The sequence below is a fragment of the Microlunatus soli genome (assembly GCF_900105385.1).
Taxonomy (GTDB): Bacteria; Actinomycetota; Actinomycetes; order Propionibacteriales; family Propionibacteriaceae; genus Microlunatus; species Microlunatus soli.
The window spans coordinates 518,580-538,483 of sequence record NZ_LT629772.1 but is presented as its reverse complement, the minus strand read 5'-3'; the positions used below and the strand labels follow the sequence as shown (position 1 = coordinate 538,483).

18 protein-coding genes are annotated in these 19,904 nt (G+C 67.3%); 13 read left to right on the top strand and 5 right to left on the bottom strand.

Annotated elements, in window-relative coordinates:
* Positions 1–94 precede the first annotated feature (94 nt).
* Entirely contained in the window at positions 95–1,612 is a 1,518-nt protein-coding gene (locus BLU38_RS02530; protein ID WP_172836050.1) for a sensor histidine kinase, read from the top strand.
* 7 nt (positions 1,613–1,619) lie between these two features.
* On the opposite strand, the gene BLU38_RS02525 is transcribed toward BLU38_RS02530, so the two are convergent.
* Positions 1,620–2,336 carry a response regulator transcription factor gene (locus BLU38_RS02525; protein ID WP_091519362.1) on the bottom strand — a complete coding sequence of 239 codons (717 nt, stop codon included), beginning with the start codon at positions 2,334–2,336 and terminating at the stop codon, positions 1,620–1,622.
* 623 nt (positions 2,337–2,959) lie between these two features.
* On the opposite strand from BLU38_RS02525, the gene BLU38_RS02520 reads away from it, so the two are divergent.
* Entirely contained in the window at positions 2,960–3,688 is a 729-nt protein-coding gene (locus BLU38_RS02520) for a hypothetical protein (protein WP_157683174.1), read from the top strand.
* Between the two features lie 11 nt (positions 3,689–3,699).
* Here the strand turns inward: BLU38_RS02520 and BLU38_RS02515 are convergent, their stop codons facing one another.
* Complete coding sequence (locus BLU38_RS02515) at positions 3,700–4,500, bottom strand: TetR/AcrR family transcriptional regulator (RefSeq protein ID WP_197679957.1); 801 nt, start codon at positions 4,498–4,500, stop codon at positions 3,700–3,702.
* On the opposite strand from BLU38_RS02515, the gene BLU38_RS02510 reads away from it, so the two are divergent.
* From BLU38_RS02510 to BLU38_RS02475, 8 genes are all read left to right on the top strand, one after another.
* Complete coding sequence (locus tag BLU38_RS02510) at positions 4,499–5,668, top strand: serine hydrolase domain-containing protein (RefSeq protein ID WP_091519351.1); 1,170 nt, start codon at positions 4,499–4,501, stop codon at positions 5,666–5,668. The two genes, BLU38_RS02515 and BLU38_RS02510, sit on opposite strands and share 2 nt — an antisense overlap.
* Positions 5,669–5,809: 141 nt before the next feature.
* On the top strand, positions 5,810–7,567 hold the full coding sequence (gene frdA, locus BLU38_RS02505) for a fumarate reductase (quinol) flavoprotein subunit (protein WP_091519350.1): 1,758 nt from the start codon (positions 5,810–5,812) through the stop codon (positions 7,565–7,567).
* Between the two features lie 3 nt (positions 7,568–7,570).
* Complete coding sequence (gene sdhB / locus BLU38_RS02500; RefSeq protein ID WP_091519346.1) at positions 7,571–8,434, top strand: succinate dehydrogenase iron-sulfur subunit; 864 nt, start codon at positions 7,571–7,573, stop codon at positions 8,432–8,434.
* Positions 8,435–8,468: 34 nt separating this feature from the next.
* Entirely contained in the window at positions 8,469–8,855 is a 387-nt protein-coding gene (locus tag BLU38_RS02495) for a fumarate reductase subunit C (RefSeq protein ID WP_091531725.1), read from the top strand.
* Entirely contained in the window at positions 8,852–9,268 is a 417-nt protein-coding gene (frdD, locus tag BLU38_RS02490) for a fumarate reductase subunit FrdD (RefSeq protein WP_091519342.1), read from the top strand. The genes BLU38_RS02495 and frdD overlap by 4 nt, the downstream gene beginning before the upstream one ends.
* Before the next feature lie 187 nt (positions 9,269–9,455).
* On the top strand, positions 9,456–10,214 hold the full coding sequence (locus BLU38_RS02485; RefSeq protein WP_231920149.1) for a succinate dehydrogenase cytochrome b subunit: 759 nt from the start codon (positions 9,456–9,458) through the stop codon (positions 10,212–10,214).
* A gap of 11 nt (positions 10,215–10,225) precedes the next feature.
* Entirely contained in the window at positions 10,226–12,235 is a 2,010-nt protein-coding gene (locus BLU38_RS02480; RefSeq protein ID WP_197679956.1) for a fumarate reductase/succinate dehydrogenase flavoprotein subunit, read from the top strand.
* 64 nt (positions 12,236–12,299) lie between these two features.
* Positions 12,300–13,055 (top strand): succinate dehydrogenase/fumarate reductase iron-sulfur subunit, encoded by a 756-nt coding sequence (locus BLU38_RS02475; protein WP_091519334.1) that lies wholly within the window; start codon positions 12,300–12,302, stop codon positions 13,053–13,055.
* A gap of 123 nt (positions 13,056–13,178) precedes the next feature.
* On the opposite strand, the gene BLU38_RS02470 is transcribed toward BLU38_RS02475, so the two are convergent.
* Positions 13,179–14,525, bottom strand: coding sequence for a reverse transcriptase family protein (locus BLU38_RS02470; protein WP_091519330.1), 1,347 nt, complete (start codon positions 14,523–14,525; stop codon positions 13,179–13,181).
* A 509-nt stretch (positions 14,526–15,034) separates the two neighbouring features.
* Between BLU38_RS02470 and BLU38_RS02465 the strand changes: the two genes are divergently transcribed.
* The gene (locus tag BLU38_RS02465; RefSeq protein ID WP_091519327.1) at positions 15,035–16,048 is read left to right on the top strand and encodes an NAD-dependent epimerase/dehydratase family protein; all 1,014 of its coding nucleotides are present in this window, start codon (positions 15,035–15,037) and stop codon (positions 16,046–16,048) included.
* A gap of 8 nt (positions 16,049–16,056) precedes the next feature.
* On the opposite strand, the gene BLU38_RS02460 is transcribed toward BLU38_RS02465, so the two are convergent.
* Positions 16,057–16,581 (bottom strand): DUF4232 domain-containing protein, encoded by a 525-nt coding sequence (locus BLU38_RS02460; protein ID WP_091519323.1) that lies wholly within the window; start codon positions 16,579–16,581, stop codon positions 16,057–16,059.
* Between the two features lie 283 nt (positions 16,582–16,864).
* On the opposite strand from BLU38_RS02460, the gene BLU38_RS02455 reads away from it, so the two are divergent.
* Positions 16,865–18,535: an ATP-binding cassette domain-containing protein gene (locus tag BLU38_RS02455; protein WP_091531718.1), complete on the top strand. Its 1,671-nt coding sequence runs from the start codon at positions 16,865–16,867 to the stop codon at positions 18,533–18,535.
* Positions 18,536–18,563: 28 nt separating this feature from the next.
* On the top strand, positions 18,564–19,118 hold the full coding sequence (locus tag BLU38_RS02450) for a hypothetical protein (RefSeq protein ID WP_157683173.1): 555 nt from the start codon (positions 18,564–18,566) through the stop codon (positions 19,116–19,118).
* Positions 19,119–19,279: 161 nt separating this feature from the next.
* Here the strand turns inward: BLU38_RS02450 and BLU38_RS02445 are convergent, their stop codons facing one another.
* The gene (locus BLU38_RS02445) at positions 19,280–19,705 is read right to left on the bottom strand and encodes an NUDIX domain-containing protein (protein WP_157683172.1); all 426 of its coding nucleotides are present in this window, start codon (positions 19,703–19,705) and stop codon (positions 19,280–19,282) included.
* Between the last annotated feature and the right edge of the window lie 199 nt (positions 19,706–19,904).

Genomic DNA, 19,904 nt, shown 5'->3' with positions numbered 1-19,904 from the left:
TTACGCACCTCCGAACCCCGCGGGAACGTGCTCAAGCTTGATATATCGCGCCCGTGCACCGGGCCGGGGTGGGGCGGAGATGGATACTGAGGGCGTGGCACGGCGGGCGAAGGGGTTGCGGCGAAACTCGGTGATCAGCGCGGTCATCGTGGTCGGACTCGCGCTGATCGCCGGCGGCGCGTTGTTGCTGGTGCTGTTGCAATCGGCGCTGATCAACACCACCAAGGTCGCCCTGCAGGAACGCGCCCGCGACGTCGCGTTGCTGATCCAGCAGGGCGGCCGGGACACCGACCTGCGGTTGGCAGCCGACCTCGAACACGGGGAGCGGATCCAGTTGTTGACCACCAGGGGCAAGGTGCTGCAGAGCTCCGACGACCGGCTCGGCGGCCCGATGGCTCCGGCCCTGCTGCCGCCGCCCGGGGAGAACCGGACCGAGCGGCTCGGCCAGTTGCCGTCGCTGCGATCCGGTGAGGATGTGCTGGTGGCTGCGTACGGGTCCAGCAGCGAGGGTGAGCCGGTGGTCGTCCAAGTGGCCCGGCCGATCCAGATCCAGGCCGACACGATCCGTACGGTGGCCTGGTTCCTGCTCGGCGGCGGCCCGCTGCTGCTCGGCGTGGTCGCGCTGGCCGTCTGGGTGCTGGTCGGGCGTTCGTTACGAACGGTGGATCGGATCACCACCCAGGTCGGCGGGATCAGCGGCGCCAATCTCGACGAGCGGGTCGAGGTGCCGCAGACCGCCGACGAGATCGAACGTCTGGCCCGGACCATGAATCGGATGCTGGACCGACTGCAATCCTCCGATCGCGCACAGCGCGCGTTCGTCTCCGACGCCAGCCACGAGCTGCGCAGTCCGCTGTCCACCCTGGTGGTGACCTCCGAGATCGCCTCGGCCGATCCGACCGGGAAGACCTGGCTGGAGATGGGCGACCTGGTCGATTCGGAGGTCCGTCGGATGCAGGGACTGGTGGACGACCTGTTGACCCTGGCCAAGGTGGACGCGAACGGACTGGTGCTGCATCGCCAGGATGTCGACCTGGACGATCTGTTGCAGACCGAGTTGCGGCGGCTCCGGGCCGCGACCTCGATGGAAGTGACCGCACGGATCGAGCCGACCCGGGTGAGCGGTGACCCGGACCGGCTCGGTCAGGTGGTCCGCAACATCGTGGACAACGCCCGGCTGCACAGCTGCGGCAGGATCGCGATCACCCTGCATCGCGACGGAGCTGTGGCGCGGGTGATCATCGACAACGACGGGCCGGTGGTGCCGCCGGAAGACCGACAGCGGATCTTCGAACGCTTCGTCCGGCTCGACGACGACCGGTCCCGGGACAGCGGTGGCAGCGGGCTCGGACTGGCGATCAGTGCGGCGATCATGGCTGCGCACAACGGCAGCATCACCGTCGGAGAGTCAGAGCAGGGCTGGTGCCGCTTCATGATCGAACTTCCGCTGGACGAGGCGGCCGGAATCGACGCGGACGAGTCGGATCAGACCGACGAAGTCGATCCGACGGCAGATGACGAGGCGGCGGTAGCGGAGCCGGTCGGGCTGGACCATCCGGCCGGGCCCGATCGGTCGGTTCGGCCCGATCGGTCGGTCGGGCCGGCCAGATGAAGCCGGATCAGGACGTCGCGCCGGCCGTCGGCGCCTGTTCGGCGTCCTCGGATTCGTCGGCCATCAGGCGATAGCCCATTCCCCGTACGGTGATCAGGGTGCGCAGACCGAACGGGATGTCGATCTTCTTCCGCAGATAGCTGATGTAGACCTCGACCACGTTCTCGCTGCCGTCGAAGGAGGAATCCCAGACGTTGTCCAGGATCTCGCCCTTGGTGACGATGTCGCCGCTGTGCCGCATCAGGTAGGACAGCAGGCCGTACTCACGGGCGGTCAGGGTGATCTCGTGTTGACCGCGATGCACCCGCCGCTTGGCCGGGTCGAGTCGCAACGAACCGACCGCAACGACATTGGGGCGTTCCGGCGTCCCGCGCCGGATCAACGCCCGCAACCGGGCGACCAACACGATGAAGCTGAACGGCTTGGTCAGGTAGTCGTCGGCGCCGAGGTCGAAGGCGTCGGTCTGGTCGTAGTCGCCGTCCTTGGCGGTCAGCATCAGCACCGGCGTCCAGACCTTACGGCGGCGGATCTCCTTCAGCACGTCGTAGCCGTTCAGCCGCGGCAACATGATGTCCAGCACGATCGCGTCGTAGCCGTTCTCGGTCGCCGACCAGAGTCCTGAAACGCCGTCGTTGCAGACGTCGACGACGAAGTCCTCCTGGCGCAGACCGACCCGGATCGACTCGGCGAGCTTCTTCTCGTCCTCGACCACCAGCACTCGCATCGTCTCGATCCTCTCCTCGTGCCGTCGGTACGACCCGACGTCTCGTCCCTCATATCCTGCTCGCCGAATCTGAGCCGCCGCTGTGCCCGACCTGAGCGAGCGTCGAGCTGCCACCCCCAGTGTCCATCCGCCCGACGCCGAACGCGATCTGCCAGGAGCCCGAAGGTCGCGAATTTGTGGACACTCGCCCGATTTTCGGGGCCGAGGGTGGCTGGGAGGGTGGTGAAGTTCGGACACTCGCCCGATTTTCGCGGGTGGGGTGGCTGGGAGGGTCGCGAATTGTGGACACTCGGCCGATCTTCGAGCGCGATGTCGCAGCGGCGGTCACGAATTGTGGACACTCGGCCGATTTTCGGGGGCGGGGTCGCTGGGAGCGTCGCGAATTGTGGACACTCGGCCGACCTTCGGGGGCCGGATCGCTGGGAGGTCGCGGACCTGGACACCCGGTCGCAGCCGCCGCGATCGAATTATGCAATGCCCTTTACGCGTGGAAACGTTGCCGAATTAGGCGGATACATACCTGGGGAAAGGCCATTCCCGGCGTTTCGAGTCCTAGTGTGCACGTCGTCACGCCATGCCGCGGCGGTCCCAAGGAGCCGCGACGAACTCGGGGGAGAAGCGCGTTGGTAGCACCACGTCGTGCCGTAGAACGGCACTACCGCTATGCCTCGCCGCGACGCAGACATCGTCGGCGCCCCTTCCTGATCGCGGTCGCCGTCGTCTTGGCGATGGCGGTCGGCGGTGGCTCGATCTGGCTGATCCGCAATGTCTCAGAGGGGGATCAGTCACCTGCCGCCGCGAGCGGGCGCTCGCTGACCGCGGACAGTCCGAGCGCCGCGTCGAGTGCGGCGGCGGCGCTGAGCAGCTGCCGCGAGCAGGTGGACCGTGCCGATGCGGTGATGGCTGCCGGCCGGACCGGCATCGATCACTGGAACCAACATGTCCAAGCCCAGACCGATGCCTTGGCGGGGCGGATCGATGACGACGAACTGGCCACGATCCTCCGCGAGACCCGAGAACCGGGCAAGCACGATGTCGACGCCTGGCACCGCGCACGGGACGCTTGGAAGGACGATCCGGCGGCCTGCTCCGGGGTGACCGGTTTGAGCCCGGCCGATGCTGCCGCGCTGGGCAGCTGTGGCAGACGGCTGAATGCGCTGCGGGCCGCGTTGCCGCCCGCTGCGGCCGCGATGACGGATTGGTCGAATCACCTGTCGTCGATGACGCTGGAGCAGCAGCTCGGTGACTCCCGCGAGGACTGGCTGGCCGAATGGAAGACTGCGCCGGACCACATCGAGGCCTGGCAGAAGGCCGACGAGGAGCTGACCGGCGCACCCTCCTGCCCCGAGTGATCGGCCGCCCCTCAGGCGGATCGGCGGTCGTCGCCGAAGTGGGCCAGCACCATCTCGACCAGGATGTCCACGTCGGAGTCGACCATCGGTTCGCCGGTCATCCCCATCCGGTGCAGCAGAGTTCCGACGACGACGTCGATCAGGAAGAGCACGTGCTGCCGCGATTCTCCGAGGGCGCGTTCCAGCGCTAGCCGGTAGGGCTCCTGGAAACGGGTAGCCAGGATCTCGCGCAGTGCCGGGTCGCTGACCGCGTCACTGAACACGCCGGCGAACGCGTCGCCGACACCCGGTTGGCTGATCTTCGCCGCGATCCAGCGGATGGCGCCGGCGATCTGGTCGCCACGACCGCGGTCGGCGATCGGCCCTGGACTGATCGGCCCTGGACTGATCGGTTCAGGACTGATCGGTTCAGGACTGATCGGTTCTGGACTGATCGGTGCAGGACTGATCGGTTCAGGAGCGATCGGTACGGGGCCGAACTCATCGAGCAGACAGTCGACGATCAGTACCCCCTTGGACGGCCATCGGCGGTAGATCGTCGTCTTGGCGATGCCCGCCTCGGCGGCGATCCGCTCGACCGTGGCACGGGCATACCCGATCTCGTGAATCGTCTTCAGGGTCGCGGTGAACACCGCGCTGTCGACGCTGATCCGCGGACGTCCCGGCGTCCTGGCCGGACCGGCGGCTGGGGAGGACGGGGGCGTAGGAGCCATGGACGGATGATACCGAGTTTCGCTATGCTGAGTATCGAAACCGAAGGTAGCGAAACCAGAAGTAGCGAAAATCTGGACATCGAGATCCGGGAGGGACATGGCCACGATCGATCAGGTCGCCCTGCAGGCGGCGATGGAGGACGTCCGACGAGCCGGTATGCCGGGACTGTTCGCCGAGGTACGCGATGGTGCGGACGTCTGGCGAGGCGCCGTCGGGGTCGCCGACCTCGCCACCGGCCGTCCGGTCGCCGCCGACCTGCGGCACCGCGTGGGCAGCATCACCAAGACCGTCACCGCTGCAGCGGTGCTGCAACTGGTCGAGCAGCAACAGGTGGGGCTCGACACCGCCATCGGTCACTACCTTCCCGAGCTGGTGCCGGGGCAGCGGGGCCGAGCGATCACGGTCCGAATGCTGCTCGGCCACACCAGCGGCCTGGCGGAGTATCTCCCGTACGCCTTTCCGTCGCTGGGTGCCTTCCCGCGGCTGGCCGAGACGACGCCGGACAGCCTGGATGATCATCGCTTCACCCGATTCGATCCGGTCGAGTTGATCGCGCTGGGCGTCGCCGCACCGCCTGCCGGGAGACCGGGCGGCCGGCCCGGCGTCTATTCCAACACCAACTACCTGCTGCTGGCCCAGTTGCTCGAGCGGGTCACCGGTGCCGAGGCCGAGGAGCACATCACCCGGCAGGTGATCGAACCCGCCGGCCTGACCGACACCGAGCTGCCGACGACGCCGCAGGTTGCGGGACCGCATTCACGGGCCTACGAGTCCTGGTTCCAGATGATCGATCCGCCGCGCGACTACAGCGTGTACGACATGTCCTGGGTCGGCCCGGCGGCGTCGATGATCTCCACCGTCGCCGATCTCAATCGGCTGTACACCCTGCTGCTCGCCGGCGAGATCGTCAGTCACGCATCGCTGGAACAGATGCAGCGTACGGGGCCGGTGATCTCGTTCGAGGGGACGACGATCGAGTACGGTCTCGGGCTGCACCGGCAACACCTTCCTGGCTACGGCACGTTCTGGGGCCACGACGGCACCACCTGGGGTTCCGGCGCGATCTCGATGATCCGGTCCGACGGACGCCGACAGTTCTCGGTCGCGGTCAACCTGCTCCGGCCGAATCGGCTGGACGCATCCGGCAGACCGCAGAAACACCCCCTTGACGCGGCGCTTCCGGCGCTGTATCGGGTGGCGATGGGTGACGTCGATTCGGGTGTGGGTCCTTCACATTCGGCCGTCGGGGGTGCACACTGCGACTAGCGGCCCGAGTCGTACGGCTGCGATCCGGTGGGTGATCACCGAAGATCATCGGCGATGAATCGCTTGCGGCCGGATCGGACGGAAGACGGCGATGCAGATCGACAGCCACATCGAAGATGATGTTGATCGGGGAGACACCCGGTGACCGGCGAGACGGTCACCGCGACGCATGACGTCCTCCTGATCGGCGGTGGTGCTGCCGGGCTCCGGGCTGCGATCGCGATCGCCGAGACCGACCCGGAGATCGACGTCGCGGTGATCTCCAAGGTCTATCCGATGCGTAGCCACACCGTGTCGGCCGAGGGCGGCGCGGCCGGGGTGATCGCCGACGACGACAGCATCGACGAACACATCTACGACACCATTTCCGGCAGCGACTGGCTCGGTGATCAGGACGTCATCGAGATGTTCGTCAACGACGCACCCAAGCAGCTGTTGCAACTGGAGCACTGGGGCTGCCCGTGGAGCCGACAGCCGGACGGCAAGATCGCGGTCCGGCCGTTCGGCGGGATGAAGAAGAAGCGGACCTGGTTCGCTTCGGACAAGACCGGCTTCCATCTGCTGCACACGTTGTTCCAGACCTCGTTGAAATACGGCGAGGTGAAGCGCTACGACGAATGGTTCGTCACCAAGCTGTTGGTCGACGAGGGGCGGGTGCAGGGCGTCGTCGCGATCGAGCTGATGACCGGCCGGATCCACACCATTGCAGCAAAATCGGTGGTGTTGGCCACCGGCGGCTGCGGCAAGGTGTTCCCGTTCACCACCAACGCCAACATCAACACCGGCGACGGGATGGGCCTGGCCTATCGGGCCGGCGCACCGTTGAAGGACATGGAGTTCGTCCAGTACCACCCGACCGGGCTGCCGTTCACCGGCATCTTGATCACCGAGGCGGCCCGTGGTGAGGGCGGCTGGTTGATCAACTCCGAGGGCTACCGCTACCTGCAGGACTACGACCTCGGCCAACCGACGCCGGAACCGAAGCTGCGCAGCATGGAACTCGGTCCACGCGACCGACTGTCCCAGGCGTTCGTCGGTGAACTGGAGAAGGGCCGCACCATCGAGTCGCCGTACGGGCAGGTGGTCCATCTTGATCTTCGTCACCTGGGCGAGAAGAAGATCGAGGAACGGATCCCGTTCGTCCGCGAGCTCTGCCTGAAGTACGAGCGGATCGATCCGGTCACCGATCTGATCCCGGTCCGTCCGGTGGTGCACTACATGATGGGCGGGGTGCATACCGACATCGACGGCGCCACCCCGATCGCCGGCCTGTATGCCGCCGGTGAGACCGCCTGCGCCACCATCAACGGCGCCAACCGGCTCGGCTCCAATTCGCTGCCCGAGTGTCTGGTGTTCGGCGCTCGGTCCGGCCGGGCGGCGGCAGAGCACTCCCGATCCGGGCCGGCGGCAGGGCTGTCGGCTGCTGCGGCGGCGCAGGCAGCCGACGAGGTCCGTCGGATCGAGCAGGACCTGTTCGGTCGGGACGGCAGCGAAAGCGTGCCGGCGATCCGCGACGAGATGCAGGCGACGATGGAGGCCGCGGCCGGGATCTACCGCACCGGTCCCGAACTGGAGGCCGGTCGGCAGGCTCTCGGTGAGCTGACCGAGCGGATGGCCAAGATCGGGGTGGCCGATGCGGTCCGCCCGTTCAACACCGAACTGACCGCGGCACTCGAACTGGACAACATGCTGGACATCGCCCGATCGATGCTGCATGCCGGATCGGTCCGCGAGGAGTCCCGTGGCGCGCATCAACGCAGCGATTTCCCCGACCGCGACGACGACCGTTTCCTGACCCACCAACTGGTGCATCGGGAAGCCGACGGAAGCTCCCGGCTGGAAGATCTGCCGGTGACGATCACCCGGTGGCCGCCGGGCGAAAGGGTCTACGGGAGGTAGTCGATGACCGATCCCACCAGATCGAACAGCGAACCGGGCTCGAACAGCGGTGTGCCGGGCACGAAGGCGCCGAGTGCGGCGGCCGCGGAGGCCCGCGGCACGATCGGGCTCAAGGTCGCCCGCTACGCACCGGATCCGACGACGGGTTCGGTCGCCGTCGACGATCCGATCCAGTGGCAGGAGTACGACGTTCCGCTGCGTGACGACTGGACGGTGCTGGACGGGCTGAACCACATCAAGAACACCATCGACCCGACACTGTCCTACCGCTGGTCCTGCCGGATGGGTGTCTGCGGCAGTTGCGGGATGAACATCCAGGGCTCGCCACGGCTGTCCTGCGGCACCTTCCTGACCGACTTCACCCCCGGTCCGGTCCGGGTCGAGCCGCTGGCCAACTTCCCGGTGGTCCGGGACCTGGTCGTCGACATCGACGACTTCCTGACCACGTTGCCCAAGGTCAAACCGTGGATCATCCGCGACGACCCCGACCTGGACAACGCGACGGTCGAGGGCGGGGAGTACCTGCAGACCCCGGACGAGCTGGACGCCTATCAGCAGTTCAGCGGCTGCATCAACTGCATGCTCTGCTATTCCGCCTGCCCGGTCTACGGACTGGATCCCGATTTCGCCGGTCCGGCGGCGATCGCGCTGGCCGAACGCTACGACCTGGACTCCCGCGACCGGGGCGCCCGGGAACGGCTCGACGTGCTGATCGAGAAGGAGGGTGTCTGGGGCTGCACCTTCGTCGGTGAGTGCACCCGGGTCTGTCCCAAGCACGTCGATCCCGCCTCGGCCATCCAGCGCTACAAGCTGAAGGCAGCCACCGAACAGGTCAAGGCGATCCTGTTGCCGCGAGGTGCCCGATGATCATCGCGGAGTGGGCGACGATCGGCGGCCGGCGATGAGCACGATCAATCAACGCCGCCCGATGTCGACCTGGTGGTGGACCCGGAAACGGACCTATCTGCTGTTCGTGCTGCGGGAGCTGAGCAGCATCTTCGTCGGCTGGTTCTGCGTCTATCTGTTGCTGTTGCTGTTCGCCGTCGCGCGAGGGGAGTCGGCCTACCGCGACTTCCTGGACTGGGCGAACAGCCCGTGGGTGGTGATCATCAACGTCGTCGCCCTGCTGTTCGTGCTGCTGCACACGGTGACCTGGTTCCTGCTCACCCCGCGGGCGATGGTGCTCAAGGCCGGCGGCCGCCGGGTGCCGGGCTCGGCGATCGTCGCCGCCCAGTACGTCGTGCTGGCGATCGTCTCCGCGGTCGTGTTCTGGCTGGTGGTCCGATGAGCAGCGCCGCGAACGCCGGCGGCACCGCCCACCGCCCGTCCAGCCGCCCCGCTGCAGCGGCTCGGCGCAAGCTGCATCTCGAACCCTTCGTCTGGCTGGGGTTCAGCGGCGGTGGGGTGATCGCAGCCATCCTGTTGCCGATCTTGATCGTGCTCTTCGGGCTGGCGCTGCCGCTGGGCTGGGTGCGTCCGGACTTCGCCGGTCTGGAGGCTCTGCTCAGCCATCCGCTCACCGGTCTGGTGCTGCTGGTCGCGCTGGTGATGATGCTGATCCATGCCGGCCACCGGTTCCGCTACACCCTCTACGACGGACTTCAGGTCAAGCAACGCACCTTGGTGGCGGTGATCTGTTACGGCGCGGCGATGCTCGGCATCGTCGCCTCCGTGGTGGTGTTGATCATGCTGGTCTTCTGACCGCCCTGAGGACGGCTCGGCCGTTCCGACGGCCCGCCGACCGACCGGCCAAGGACCCGGTCCGGTGTGGTCGGCGTCACGCCCACAGGTCCGCGATGTGGCGCGGGTCACCGACCGAGTGAGGGATTGGCCACACCGAGGTGTCCTGAGTTAATGCCACCACGGTCAAAGGTCTAGTGTTGGCCGCGTGGCGACGACGACACCCACACCGGGTACAACACCGAAAACGACGACACCAGGCAGATCACTGACCTCGCGGCAGAAGGCCTGGCGGTCGACGATCGCCCTGAAGGCCCTGATGGCGGCCAGCGGTTTGATCATGGTGTTGTTCCTGCTGGCGCACATGTACGGCAACCTGATGGCCTTCGGCGGTCGGGACATGTTCAACACCTACGCCCATCACCTGCACATCCTTGGTGAGCCGATCCTCCCGTACGACGGATTCTTCTGGATCCTCCGGGTGGTTCTGCTGCTCGCCGTCGGAGCGCACATCTACTCCGCGATCCGGCTGACCGCGCGCGACTGGAAGGCCCGCAAGGGGGCCGGAAAACGGTACGAGTCGACGAAGAACCGGCGCGGCGTGCAGCGCAGCTACGCTTCGTTCACGCTCCGCTGGGGTGGTGTGGTGATCGCTCTCTACGTGATCTTCCACATCCTCAACCTGACCACCGGAACGATCCATCCGGGCGGTGCGTCGCCGAGCCCGTACGACCGGGTGTTGAACTCGTTCGGGGTCTGGTGGGTCGTCGCGGTCTACACCATCGCTCTGCTGGCGCTGGCCTTCCATCTGCGGCACGGCGTCTGGAGTGCGCTGGCCACGCTGGGGCTGAACACCAGCGCCGCTGCCCGCCGACGGATCAACGTGATCGCCTACATCGTGGCAGCCCTGATCGCCGTCGGCTTCCTGCTGGTGCCGTGGTCGATCGTCGCCGGCCTGATCTCCTGAGAGGACTGAGCATGTCCGAATCGCAAACCCTTTCACAGCCCGGGCTGGACGCCGACGATCTCTACACCGTCGGCGCCCCGATTGCCGACGACACCGCACCCGACGGTCCGATCCAGGACAAGTGGGACAAGCGGATCTTCACCGCCAAGCTGGTCAACCCGGCCAACCGGCGCAAGCTGAGCGTGATCGTGATCGGCACCGGTCTGGCCGGAGCGTCGGCCGCGGCCACACTCGGCGAGTCCGGGCTGCACGTGAAGAGCTTCTGCTATCAGGACAGCCCGCGCCGGGCGCACTCGATCGCAGCCCAGGGTGGCATCAACGCCGCCAAGAACTACCGCAACGACGGCGACTCGGTCTATCGGCTCTTCTACGACACGGTGAAGGGCGGCGACTACCGTTCCCGGGAGACCAACGTCTACCGGCTGTCCCAGGTCAGCACCCAGATCATCGACCAGTGCGTGGCCCAGGGCGTTCCGTTCGCCCGCGAATACGGCGGCATGCTGGACAACCGGTCCTTCGGCGGTGTGCAGGTGTCGCGGACCTTCTACGCCCGCGGTCAGACCGGCCAGCAGCTGCTGCTCGGCGCCTATCAGGCCCTGGAGCGGCAGATCGCCGCCGGCACCGTGTCGATGTTCACCCGGCACGAGATGCAGGAACTGATCGTCGTCGACGGTAAGGCCCGCGGGATCGTCGCCCGGAACATGGTGACCGGCGAGTTGGAGACCCACTTCGCCGATGCGGTGGTGCTCGCCTCCGGCGGCTACGGCAACGTGTTCTACCTGTCCACCAACGCGATGGGTTCCAACGTCACCGCAGCCTGGCGGGCGCACCGCAAGGGCGCTTTGATGGCCAACCCCTGCTACACCCAGATCCACCCGACCTGCATCCCGGTGTCCGGTGACTACCAGTCCAAGCTGACGTTGATGAGCGAGTCGCTGCGCAACGACGGCCGGATCTGGGTGCCGAAGAGCGCCGATGACTGCGAGAAGGATCCGCGGGATATCCCAGAGGCCGATCGGGACTACTACCTGGAACGGATCTACCCGTCCTTCGGCAACCTGGTGCCGCGCGACATCGCCTCCCGGGCCGCCAAGTACGTCTGTGACGAGGGCCGGGGTGTCGGCCCCAAGGTCGGCGACTTCCGGCGCGGGGTCTACCTGGACTTCGCCGAAGCGCTGTCCCGGATGAGCAAGGAGCAGATCGACGAGAAGTACGGCAACCTGTTCGACATGTACGAGCGGATCACCGGTGATTCGCCGTACGAGGTTCCGATGCGGATCTATCCGGCCGTGCACTACGTGATGGGCGGACTGTGGGTCGACTACGACCTGCAGTCGAGCATCCCCGGGCTGTACGTCGCCGGTGAGGCCAACTTCTCCGATCACGGCGCCAACCGGCTCGGTGCCAGCGCCCTGATGCAGGGTCTGGCCGACGGCTACTTCGTGCTGCCGAACACGATCAACGACTACCTGGCCGACGGGCCGTACGACAAGATCGACGAGAACCATCCGGCCGCCGTCGAGGCGCTCGAGTCCGTCCGGACCCGGATCGACCGGCTGCTGTCGATCAACGGCGAACGGACGGTCGACTCCTTCCACAAGGAGCTCGGCCACATCATGTGGGAATACTGCGGGATGGACCGCAACGAGGAAGGCCTGCGGAAGGCGATCGGCCAGATCCGTGAACTCCGCAAGGAGTTCTGGACCAACGTAAAGGTGCTCGGCTCCGGCGAGGAACTCAACCAGGCCCTGGAGCGCGCCGGCCGGGTCGCCGACTTCCTCGAGCTGGGCGAGTTGATGTGCATCGACGCGCTGCACCGTCGGGAGTCCTGCGGCGGTCACTTCCGCTCCGAGAGCCAGACCGAGGACGGCGAGGCGCTCCGCGACGACGACAACTTCGCCTACGTCGCGGGCTGGGAGTTCGGCGGGACACCGGAGCCCGGCGAGGTCGGCAAACCCATCCTGCACAAGGAAGACCTGAGCTACGAGTTCATCGAGCTGAAGCAGCGCAGTTACAAATGATCAAGGCCCCTGAGCCCGTCGAAGGACTGGGAAAGTTGATCATGGAAGAGATGGAGACGAACGCGTGAAGATCACCGTACGGGTCTGGCGGCAGGCCAACGCGCAGGCCGAAGGCCGGATGGTCAGCTACGACGTCGACGGTGTCGACGCGGAGATGTCCTTCCTGGAGATGCTCGATGTTCTCAACGAGCGACTGACGCTGCAGGGTGACGATCCGATCGCCTTCGACAGTGACTGCCGCGAGGGTATCTGCGGGATGTGCGGACTGGTGATCAACGGCGAGGCCCACGGGCCGGTCCAGACCACCACCTGCCAGCTGCACATGCGCTACTTCGACGACGGCGAGACCATCGACATCGAGCCGTGGCGCGCCGAGGGCTTCCCGATCGTCAAGGATCTGATCGTCGATCGCAGCGCCTTCGACCGGATCATCCAGGCCGGCGGCTACATCAGCGCACCGACCGGGGCTGCGCCGGACAGTCACGCGATGCCGGTGCCGAAGGACGACGCCGACACCGCGTTCGACGCAGCCACCTGCATCGGCTGCGGCGCCTGCGTCGCGGCCTGCCCGAACGGCTCGGCAACGCTGTTCACCGCCGCCAAGATCACCCACCTGGGGTTGCTGCCGCAGGGCCAGCCCGAACGGGACTCCCGGGTGCTGGGCATGGTCGCCCAGCACGACGCCGAGGGCTTCGGCGGTTGCACCAACATCGGCGAATGCACTGCCGCCTGCCCCAAGGGTGTCCCGCTGGAGACCATCTCGCGGATGAACCGCGACCTGCTCGGCGCCCTCGGCCGCGGCACCTGCGGTATCCACTGACACCCAGCTGACACCCAGCCCGGGGATCCCGGACCACCGGATCACGCGCCGAATGTGAGCTGATGGCTGTCAGCCGAGGGGATCGGCAGCCATCGGCTCACATTCCGTTGCAGTGTGGGCAGATCACGAGGGCCAACTGATCAGCTCGAGTTGCCTGCGGAGCCGGGCGCCGCGGGTCGGGTTGAGTTGCTCGGCCCAGCCGACCCGGCCCTCCAGATGCGCCCGGAAGTCGGGATGGTGATCACGGTTGGCGGCGTCGGGTCCGTTGCGGATCGCGTCGTGCAGCACGGCCCGCAGCCGATCATGATCACGACGCCTCAGGTTGGTGTGCTGGTTGACCACGATGCCGGTCACCAGCTGCCGTTGTCCGCGGCCCCGGATCCGGAGCTTGCGGTCGTTGGGCGCGAAGCCCTCGTCGATGATGATCTTGCGCACCAGCGGGACGAAGCCCGCAGCCGGTCGTGGTCCGCTGCCGGAGAAGGTGAGATCGTCGGCGTACCGGGTGTAGCCGAAGCCGGCGTTCTTGGCCAACCTGTTGAGTCGACAGTCGAGATTGAAGGCGACCAGGTTGGCGATCGCCGGTGAGCTCGGCGAACCCTGAGGCAGATGCGCCGCCCGCAGTCGGGCCCGCAGCAGCGCCCGATCACTCGGGTCGCCACCGTCCGGCATGCCGCGCAGCACGAACTCCGGCGTCGGCCGACTGACCAGCCCGGCCAGCAGCGCGACGACCGATGCCGGATAGCCGGCCGCGGTGAAGATGCCGGCAACGCGTCCGGTACGGACGCCGGCGAAGAAGGACCGCAGGTCGAAGTTGATCACCCAATCCGCACCGACATGCTGCGCCGCGTTGCGGTGCGGTCCACCACCGCGGACGAACCCGTACGCCGCCGGGTGTGGCGGGATCCGATCGATCACCCGCTCCAGCAGCCGACGCTGGACGTGTCGCAGCAGTGGTCCCGGTATCTCCAGCAGTCGGGGAGTACGGCCGTGGCGCTCCAGCCAGCGATAGCGATAGGGCTGCAGACCTCCGTCCGGGCGTCGGCGCAGCATCCGTTTCGGGTCGGCCAACCACAGCAGCACCGGCAGATCCACCCGGAGCAGATCGGCCAGTGCAGCCTCCGTCCCCAGAGTCGGGACCGGCCAGCGCGAAGTCGCCATCCGCAGCTCGTCCGGATCAAGATCACCGACCGGAAGCGAACGGATCTGCCAGTGCCGGCCGGACCTGCTGACGAAGACGGCGTCCTGGAACTCTTCTGTCGAAGCGATCAGAGCGGTCAGCTCATGATGACGGCCCGACGGTTTCACCGGGTATTGCTGCAGCACGGCATCGATCACCGGCCCCAGCCAGGGCGGGGCGGACCCGAGCGCGCGCCGACAGCCGATCAGAAGATGATCACGATCCCATTCGACGGCGAGCATCCGATAACCGAGACGCCGAGCAAGATCGTCCTGGACCGTCTTGCTGCTCATCCGGCATCGCGGTCGTGCAGACCGTGGCCCGTCGGTCTCCGACCTCGACGCGTCGGCCCGGGAGGAGGCGGCGTCGGACTGCGACCTGTCCTGTGCTGCGGGCAAAGAGGCGGGCGGAGCCCGCTGCGTTGCCTGCGATCGTCGGCCGGAATGATCACCATCACCCGAGGGTTCCTCGGGCGCCGCACGACGACAGATCGTTGATTGTCGCACTGTGCGGTGGAACCTCGCTCCCGACGCCGCCCCATGCCGACGGAGCCTACTCGGCCCGAGGGCCCCGTCGGGTGCCCGCTCCGGCCAGGCTGTCCTGCGGGCGGTGACGATCTGTAGCGCACGAAGGCATGGACCGCTCGGGATTGCCCCAGCTCAGGTGGGACTCCCGCGCGTCGAACAGCTGATCGATCTTCCGGAGCAGATCGTCGGGACAGCAGATTGGTCGTGACCCGCACGGATTCTGCTCACGGAAGAGGCGGGCCATGCTCGGCCGCAGTCCTGGCAGGATCGAGCTCATGCGCATCCTGATCCTCGGTGGTACGGCGTTCCTGTCCGCGGCGACGGCTCGGCAGGCCGTCGAGCGCGGGCATCAGGTGAGTTGCCTGGCCCGCGGCAGCAGGCGACGTCCGCCCGAGGGAGCGGAGTGGATCCGGGCCGACCGCGACGACGGGGTCGACGCCTACGCCGAAGCAACCGGTGACTGGGAGGCGGTGATCGATGTCGCGATGCAACCGCGCCCGGTGCGGGAGGCGCTGCGAGCGTTGGCCGATCGCACCGGCCACTGGACGCTGGTCTCGACGGTGTCGGTGTACACCGACGACAGCACGCCGGGGCAGGACGAGTCCGGTCCGCTGCACACACCGCTCGGCGCAGACCGGTTCACCGACAATGAGGACTACGGCCCGGCGAAGGTTGCCTGCGAACAGGCGGTCCAGCAGGCAGCCGAACGGATGCACATCAGCCGCGCCGGGTTGATCGTCGGCCCCGACGACAGCAGCGACCGCTTCGGCTACTGGCCGGGCCGCTTCGCACGCGGCGGGCAGGAAGAGCGCGGCGCCGACGACGTGCTGGTCCCGGACACACCCGATGCGCTCACCCAGGTGATCGACGTCGATGATCTTGCCGGCTGGCTGCTCGACGCCGCGGAGCGAGGGGAGACCGGGATCCTCAATGCAGTAGGCGATCCCGGGCCGCTGAGCGAGGTCCTCGACCTGTCCCAGCAGACCGCCGGGCATCGCGGCAACCGGATCGCTGTCGACCCCGGGTTCCTGGTAGATCACGGTGTCGGCTACTGGGCCGGGCCGGACTCGCTGCCGCTCTGGCTGCCCGCCGACTACACCGGATTCGGGTGCCGCAGCAACGCCGCGGCCCGCGCGGCCGGGATGCGGCTCCGTCCGCTGGCCGACACCGTCGAACGCTGCCTCGCCGACGAACGTGACCGCGGCCTGCGGCGGGAACGCCGGTCCGGCCTGACTCCGGAAACCGAGGATCGACTGCTGTCCGCTTGGCAAGTCCGCCAGGGCTCCTGATGGTGTGATCAGGCGGGGATCCCGATCGGCTGCACGGCGAGCTGCTCGACGTTGCGGGTGCTGACCTTGGTCTTGTACGGGACGAAGACGGCCGCCGTCGAGCCGGGGATGTAGACCCGGAAGCCGTCCGCGGTCACGGTGTGGCCGGAGCCGAAGACGCCCGGATCGGCCATCGTCACCAGTTCCTTGGTCTTCTTGCCGGGGGAGAGGACGACGGTCTTCGGCGAGTGCTCGTGCTGCCAGCGGGCGGACTTGCCGACCTGGGTGCCGTTGTCGTAGGCGACGAACGAGGTCCCGGAGAAGCCTCGCAACGAGACCTTGTGATCGCTGGTGTTGGTGAAGGTCAGCCAGGCGTAGTGGTGCCCGGCGCTGCTGTTGTCGATGGTCTTGGCGGTGATCTTCAGGTCGCTGGCCTTGGCCGGCGGCGTCGCCGCGGCATCGGCGGTCGGCAGCACCGCGGTGCCGGCCGTGACCCCGAGCCCGGCGGCCGCAACAGCTGCAGAGGCAATGATTCGCTTCTTGAAGTTGATCATGATGGCGACGGTAGGTTCGGGCCGTCACCACGACATCGCGGCTTTGTCACAGCAGGGTCATGGTCTGTCGACGATCCGGACTCCACACCGTGGCCCGACCTTGACCTCGGCCCGGGCGGATCTGACCCTTCGGCGCAGCAGACTTGATCGACTCGGATCGCTGGCCTAAGCTTGATGCCGTCTCATTGTCTGCGGAAGGCCACCCAGTGGATCTCTGAAGTCGCATTCTCGCTGCACCCAGCCGATCCGGCCGGTGCGCATCCGACTTCAGGAGTACCCGCAGATGTCTGCTGTTCTGGTCTGTCACGACCTCTCATTCTCTTTTCCGACCGGCGAGACCGTCCTCGAATCCCTGGACTGCAGCTTTGCCGGCGGCTTCACCGGACTGGTCGGGCGCAACGGAGCCGGCAAGTCGACCTTGATCAAACTGCTGGCCGACGAGCTGCACCCGACGTCCGGGACGATCAGTCGCCCGGACCGGATCGGCTACCTCCGGCAGGACCTCGTGCTGGCCGGCGACCGCACGGTCGCCTCGGTGCTCGGCATCGAGGAAATCGTTGCTGCATTGGCAAAGGTCGACGCCGGCGACGGTGAGCCGGACGACTTCGACGTCATCGGCGACAACTGGGATCTGGAGGATCGGGTCCAGGCCGAGCTGTCCGCGTTCGGTTTTGTCGATCTTGATCTGGAGCGACCGGTCGGCACCCTGTCCGGCGGGCAGGTCGTGCTGCTGGCGCTGGCCGGACTCTTCCTCGCCCGACCCGAGGTGTTGCTGTTGGACGAGCCGACCAACAACCTGGACCGGTCGGCCCGGGACCGGTTGTACGCCGCGGTGCAACGCTGGCCCGGGCCGGTGATCGCGGTCAGCCACGACCGCGAGCTCCTCGCCCTGTGTGATCAGATCGCCGAGCTCCGGGATTCCGCGATCACCTTCTACGGCGGAAACTTCGATGCCTACACCGAGGCGGTCGCCGTGGAGCAGGAAGCCGCAGCCCGTGCTGTCCGCAGTGCCGAGGCCAATCTGAAACGACAGCGTCGTGAGTTGATCGAGGCGCAGACCAAGATGGATCGGCACAACCGTTACGGCAAGGAGTTCGCCGAGAAGAGCGGGATGCCCAAGATCATCGCCGGCGCAATGAAACGCAAGGCCGAGGTATCCAACGGCAAGCTCCGCGGCGGCCACGAGGCCGATGTCGAGGAGGCCAAGGCGCGGCTGGACGATGCCGAGGCACGGGTCCGCGATGACGATCTGATCAAGGTCGACCTGCGGGCGACGGCGATCCCCGCCGGACGGGAGGTGTTGATCACCGAGGACCTGGTGCTGCGCAACGGTGTCGGTGTTGATCTGCACGTCCGCGGCCCGGAGCGGCTGGCACTGACCGGAGGCAACGGAACCGGCAAGACGACCTTCATCGACACGGTGACCGGCACGGTGCCACCACGGGCGGGAACGGTACGGACGAAGGTGCCCTACCGGCTGTTGCCGCAGCGGTTGCAGATCCTGGACAACGACCTGCCGGTGTTGTCCTCGGTGTCCCGACTGGCCCCGAACGCCGATGACAACCGGCTGCGTGCCGGACTGGCACGGTTCCTGCTCGGAGCCGACGTGATCACCCGACCGGCCCGGAGCCTGTCCGGGGGAGAGCTGTTCCGGGCGAGTCTGGCGGCGTTGTTGATGGCCGAGCCTGCGCCACAGCTGCTGATCTTGGACGAGCCCACCAACAATCTGGACCTGGACACCGTCGCGGCGCTGACCTCGGCGCTGCGGCAGTATCAGGGTGCGCTGCTGGTGATCAGCCACGATCGGCCGTTCCTGGACGAGATCGGGCTGACCGGCGAACTCACCTTCACCGACGACCCCGAGCCCGGCCGGTTCGCGCGGCTGGAGACGATCGCGGCACCGGACGACCCGGCGCCGGCCGGGGGCGCGGCCGCCGTCGCGGCGAACGGCTGACGAGCTCAGGGACCGCTACCATGCGCCGGTGATATCCGTCGAAGGAGTGTCGGGTCGGATGGACGGCATCGTCCAGCTCGTCCGATGGCAAACCCAGTTGATCTCCCTGACGCTGTTGGCCGCAACGATTTTGGTTCCGGTCGCCGCCTTCACGGCTGACGAACACGACGGCAGCGACCGGCTCTCGGTCGACCGGCACCACTTGTTCGGCCTGATCGCCAGGATGCCCGAGCTCGGCGAGGAGGTCGAGGACCTGGCCGAATCCCACCCGTACGCGGCACAGGGCGGTCTGGTGCTGATCGGGATCGGGGTGGCGGTGCTGCTGATCGGACTGCTGGCCACCGCGGTCGCGGTGCTGACCTCGTTGGACAAGGACTCGGCCAAGGCGAAATGGCTGGTCGGGATCTCGCTGGCTGTGCTGGTGCTCGGAACGCTGCTGGTGGCGATCGGACTCGGCTGGTTCCCCGACATCGACGCCGGGGATGACGAGCGGGCGTTCGGCCCGTCCTGGGGACTGTTGGTCCCGCTCGTCGCCGCGATCTGGATCGGGGTCGGCCGAGCCCGACTGGTCGACCTGACCTGACCTGACCGCTACCGCTGGCGGGCGCCGAAGATCCGCCACAGCCCTGGCTGGCCCGACGCCCGTCGTACCCGGATCGCAGACCGGGCACCGATGGTGAGCTGATGGCTGTCGGATGGCCGGTTTGGCAGCCATCGGCTCACATTCGGTACCGGGCTGCCGGTTCAGCCCAACACTTCCTCGTACCACTGGTGGTCCACCAGTAGTCGCCGGAGCGTCGTCGGCAGCCACGGCAGGACCGGGTCGGGGAGTGCGTCCAGCCCGAACCAGCCGACCCGGTCGCACTCGTCGACCGGGCGCGGTTCGCCGGAGTAGTGGTCGGTGCCGAAGAACACATCCAGACCGGCGACGCCGGCGTCGGTGTAGCGGGACATGCCCAGCGGGACCAGCCGATCCGGCCGCACGGTGATCCCGACCTCCTCGGCGGCTTCCCGGGCGGCGGCATCGGGCAGCGTCTCACCGGGCTCGACGTGCCCGCCGGGCAGACCCCAGTGACCCTCGCCGTAGCTGACGCCGGCCCGCCGGGCGAGCAGGATCCGTTCCCGGTCGTCACGAAGAACCAACCAGCCCACCAGGTGGAAATCACTCATGGCCGCCATTCTCGTCCCGCGGACGACCTGACTCCGGCGCCTGCGTTCGGCGGCGATCGATTTCGCCCCGATGGCACCGCTGTGGCAGAATCGACTGCTGTTGTCCTCAGCGTCTGCGCGGCTCCTGCCACAGGGGGATCGTCCGCGCCCTGAGGGTTTGAGAACTCATCGCTAGCGGTGACCTGTGGCGCCGAGCAAG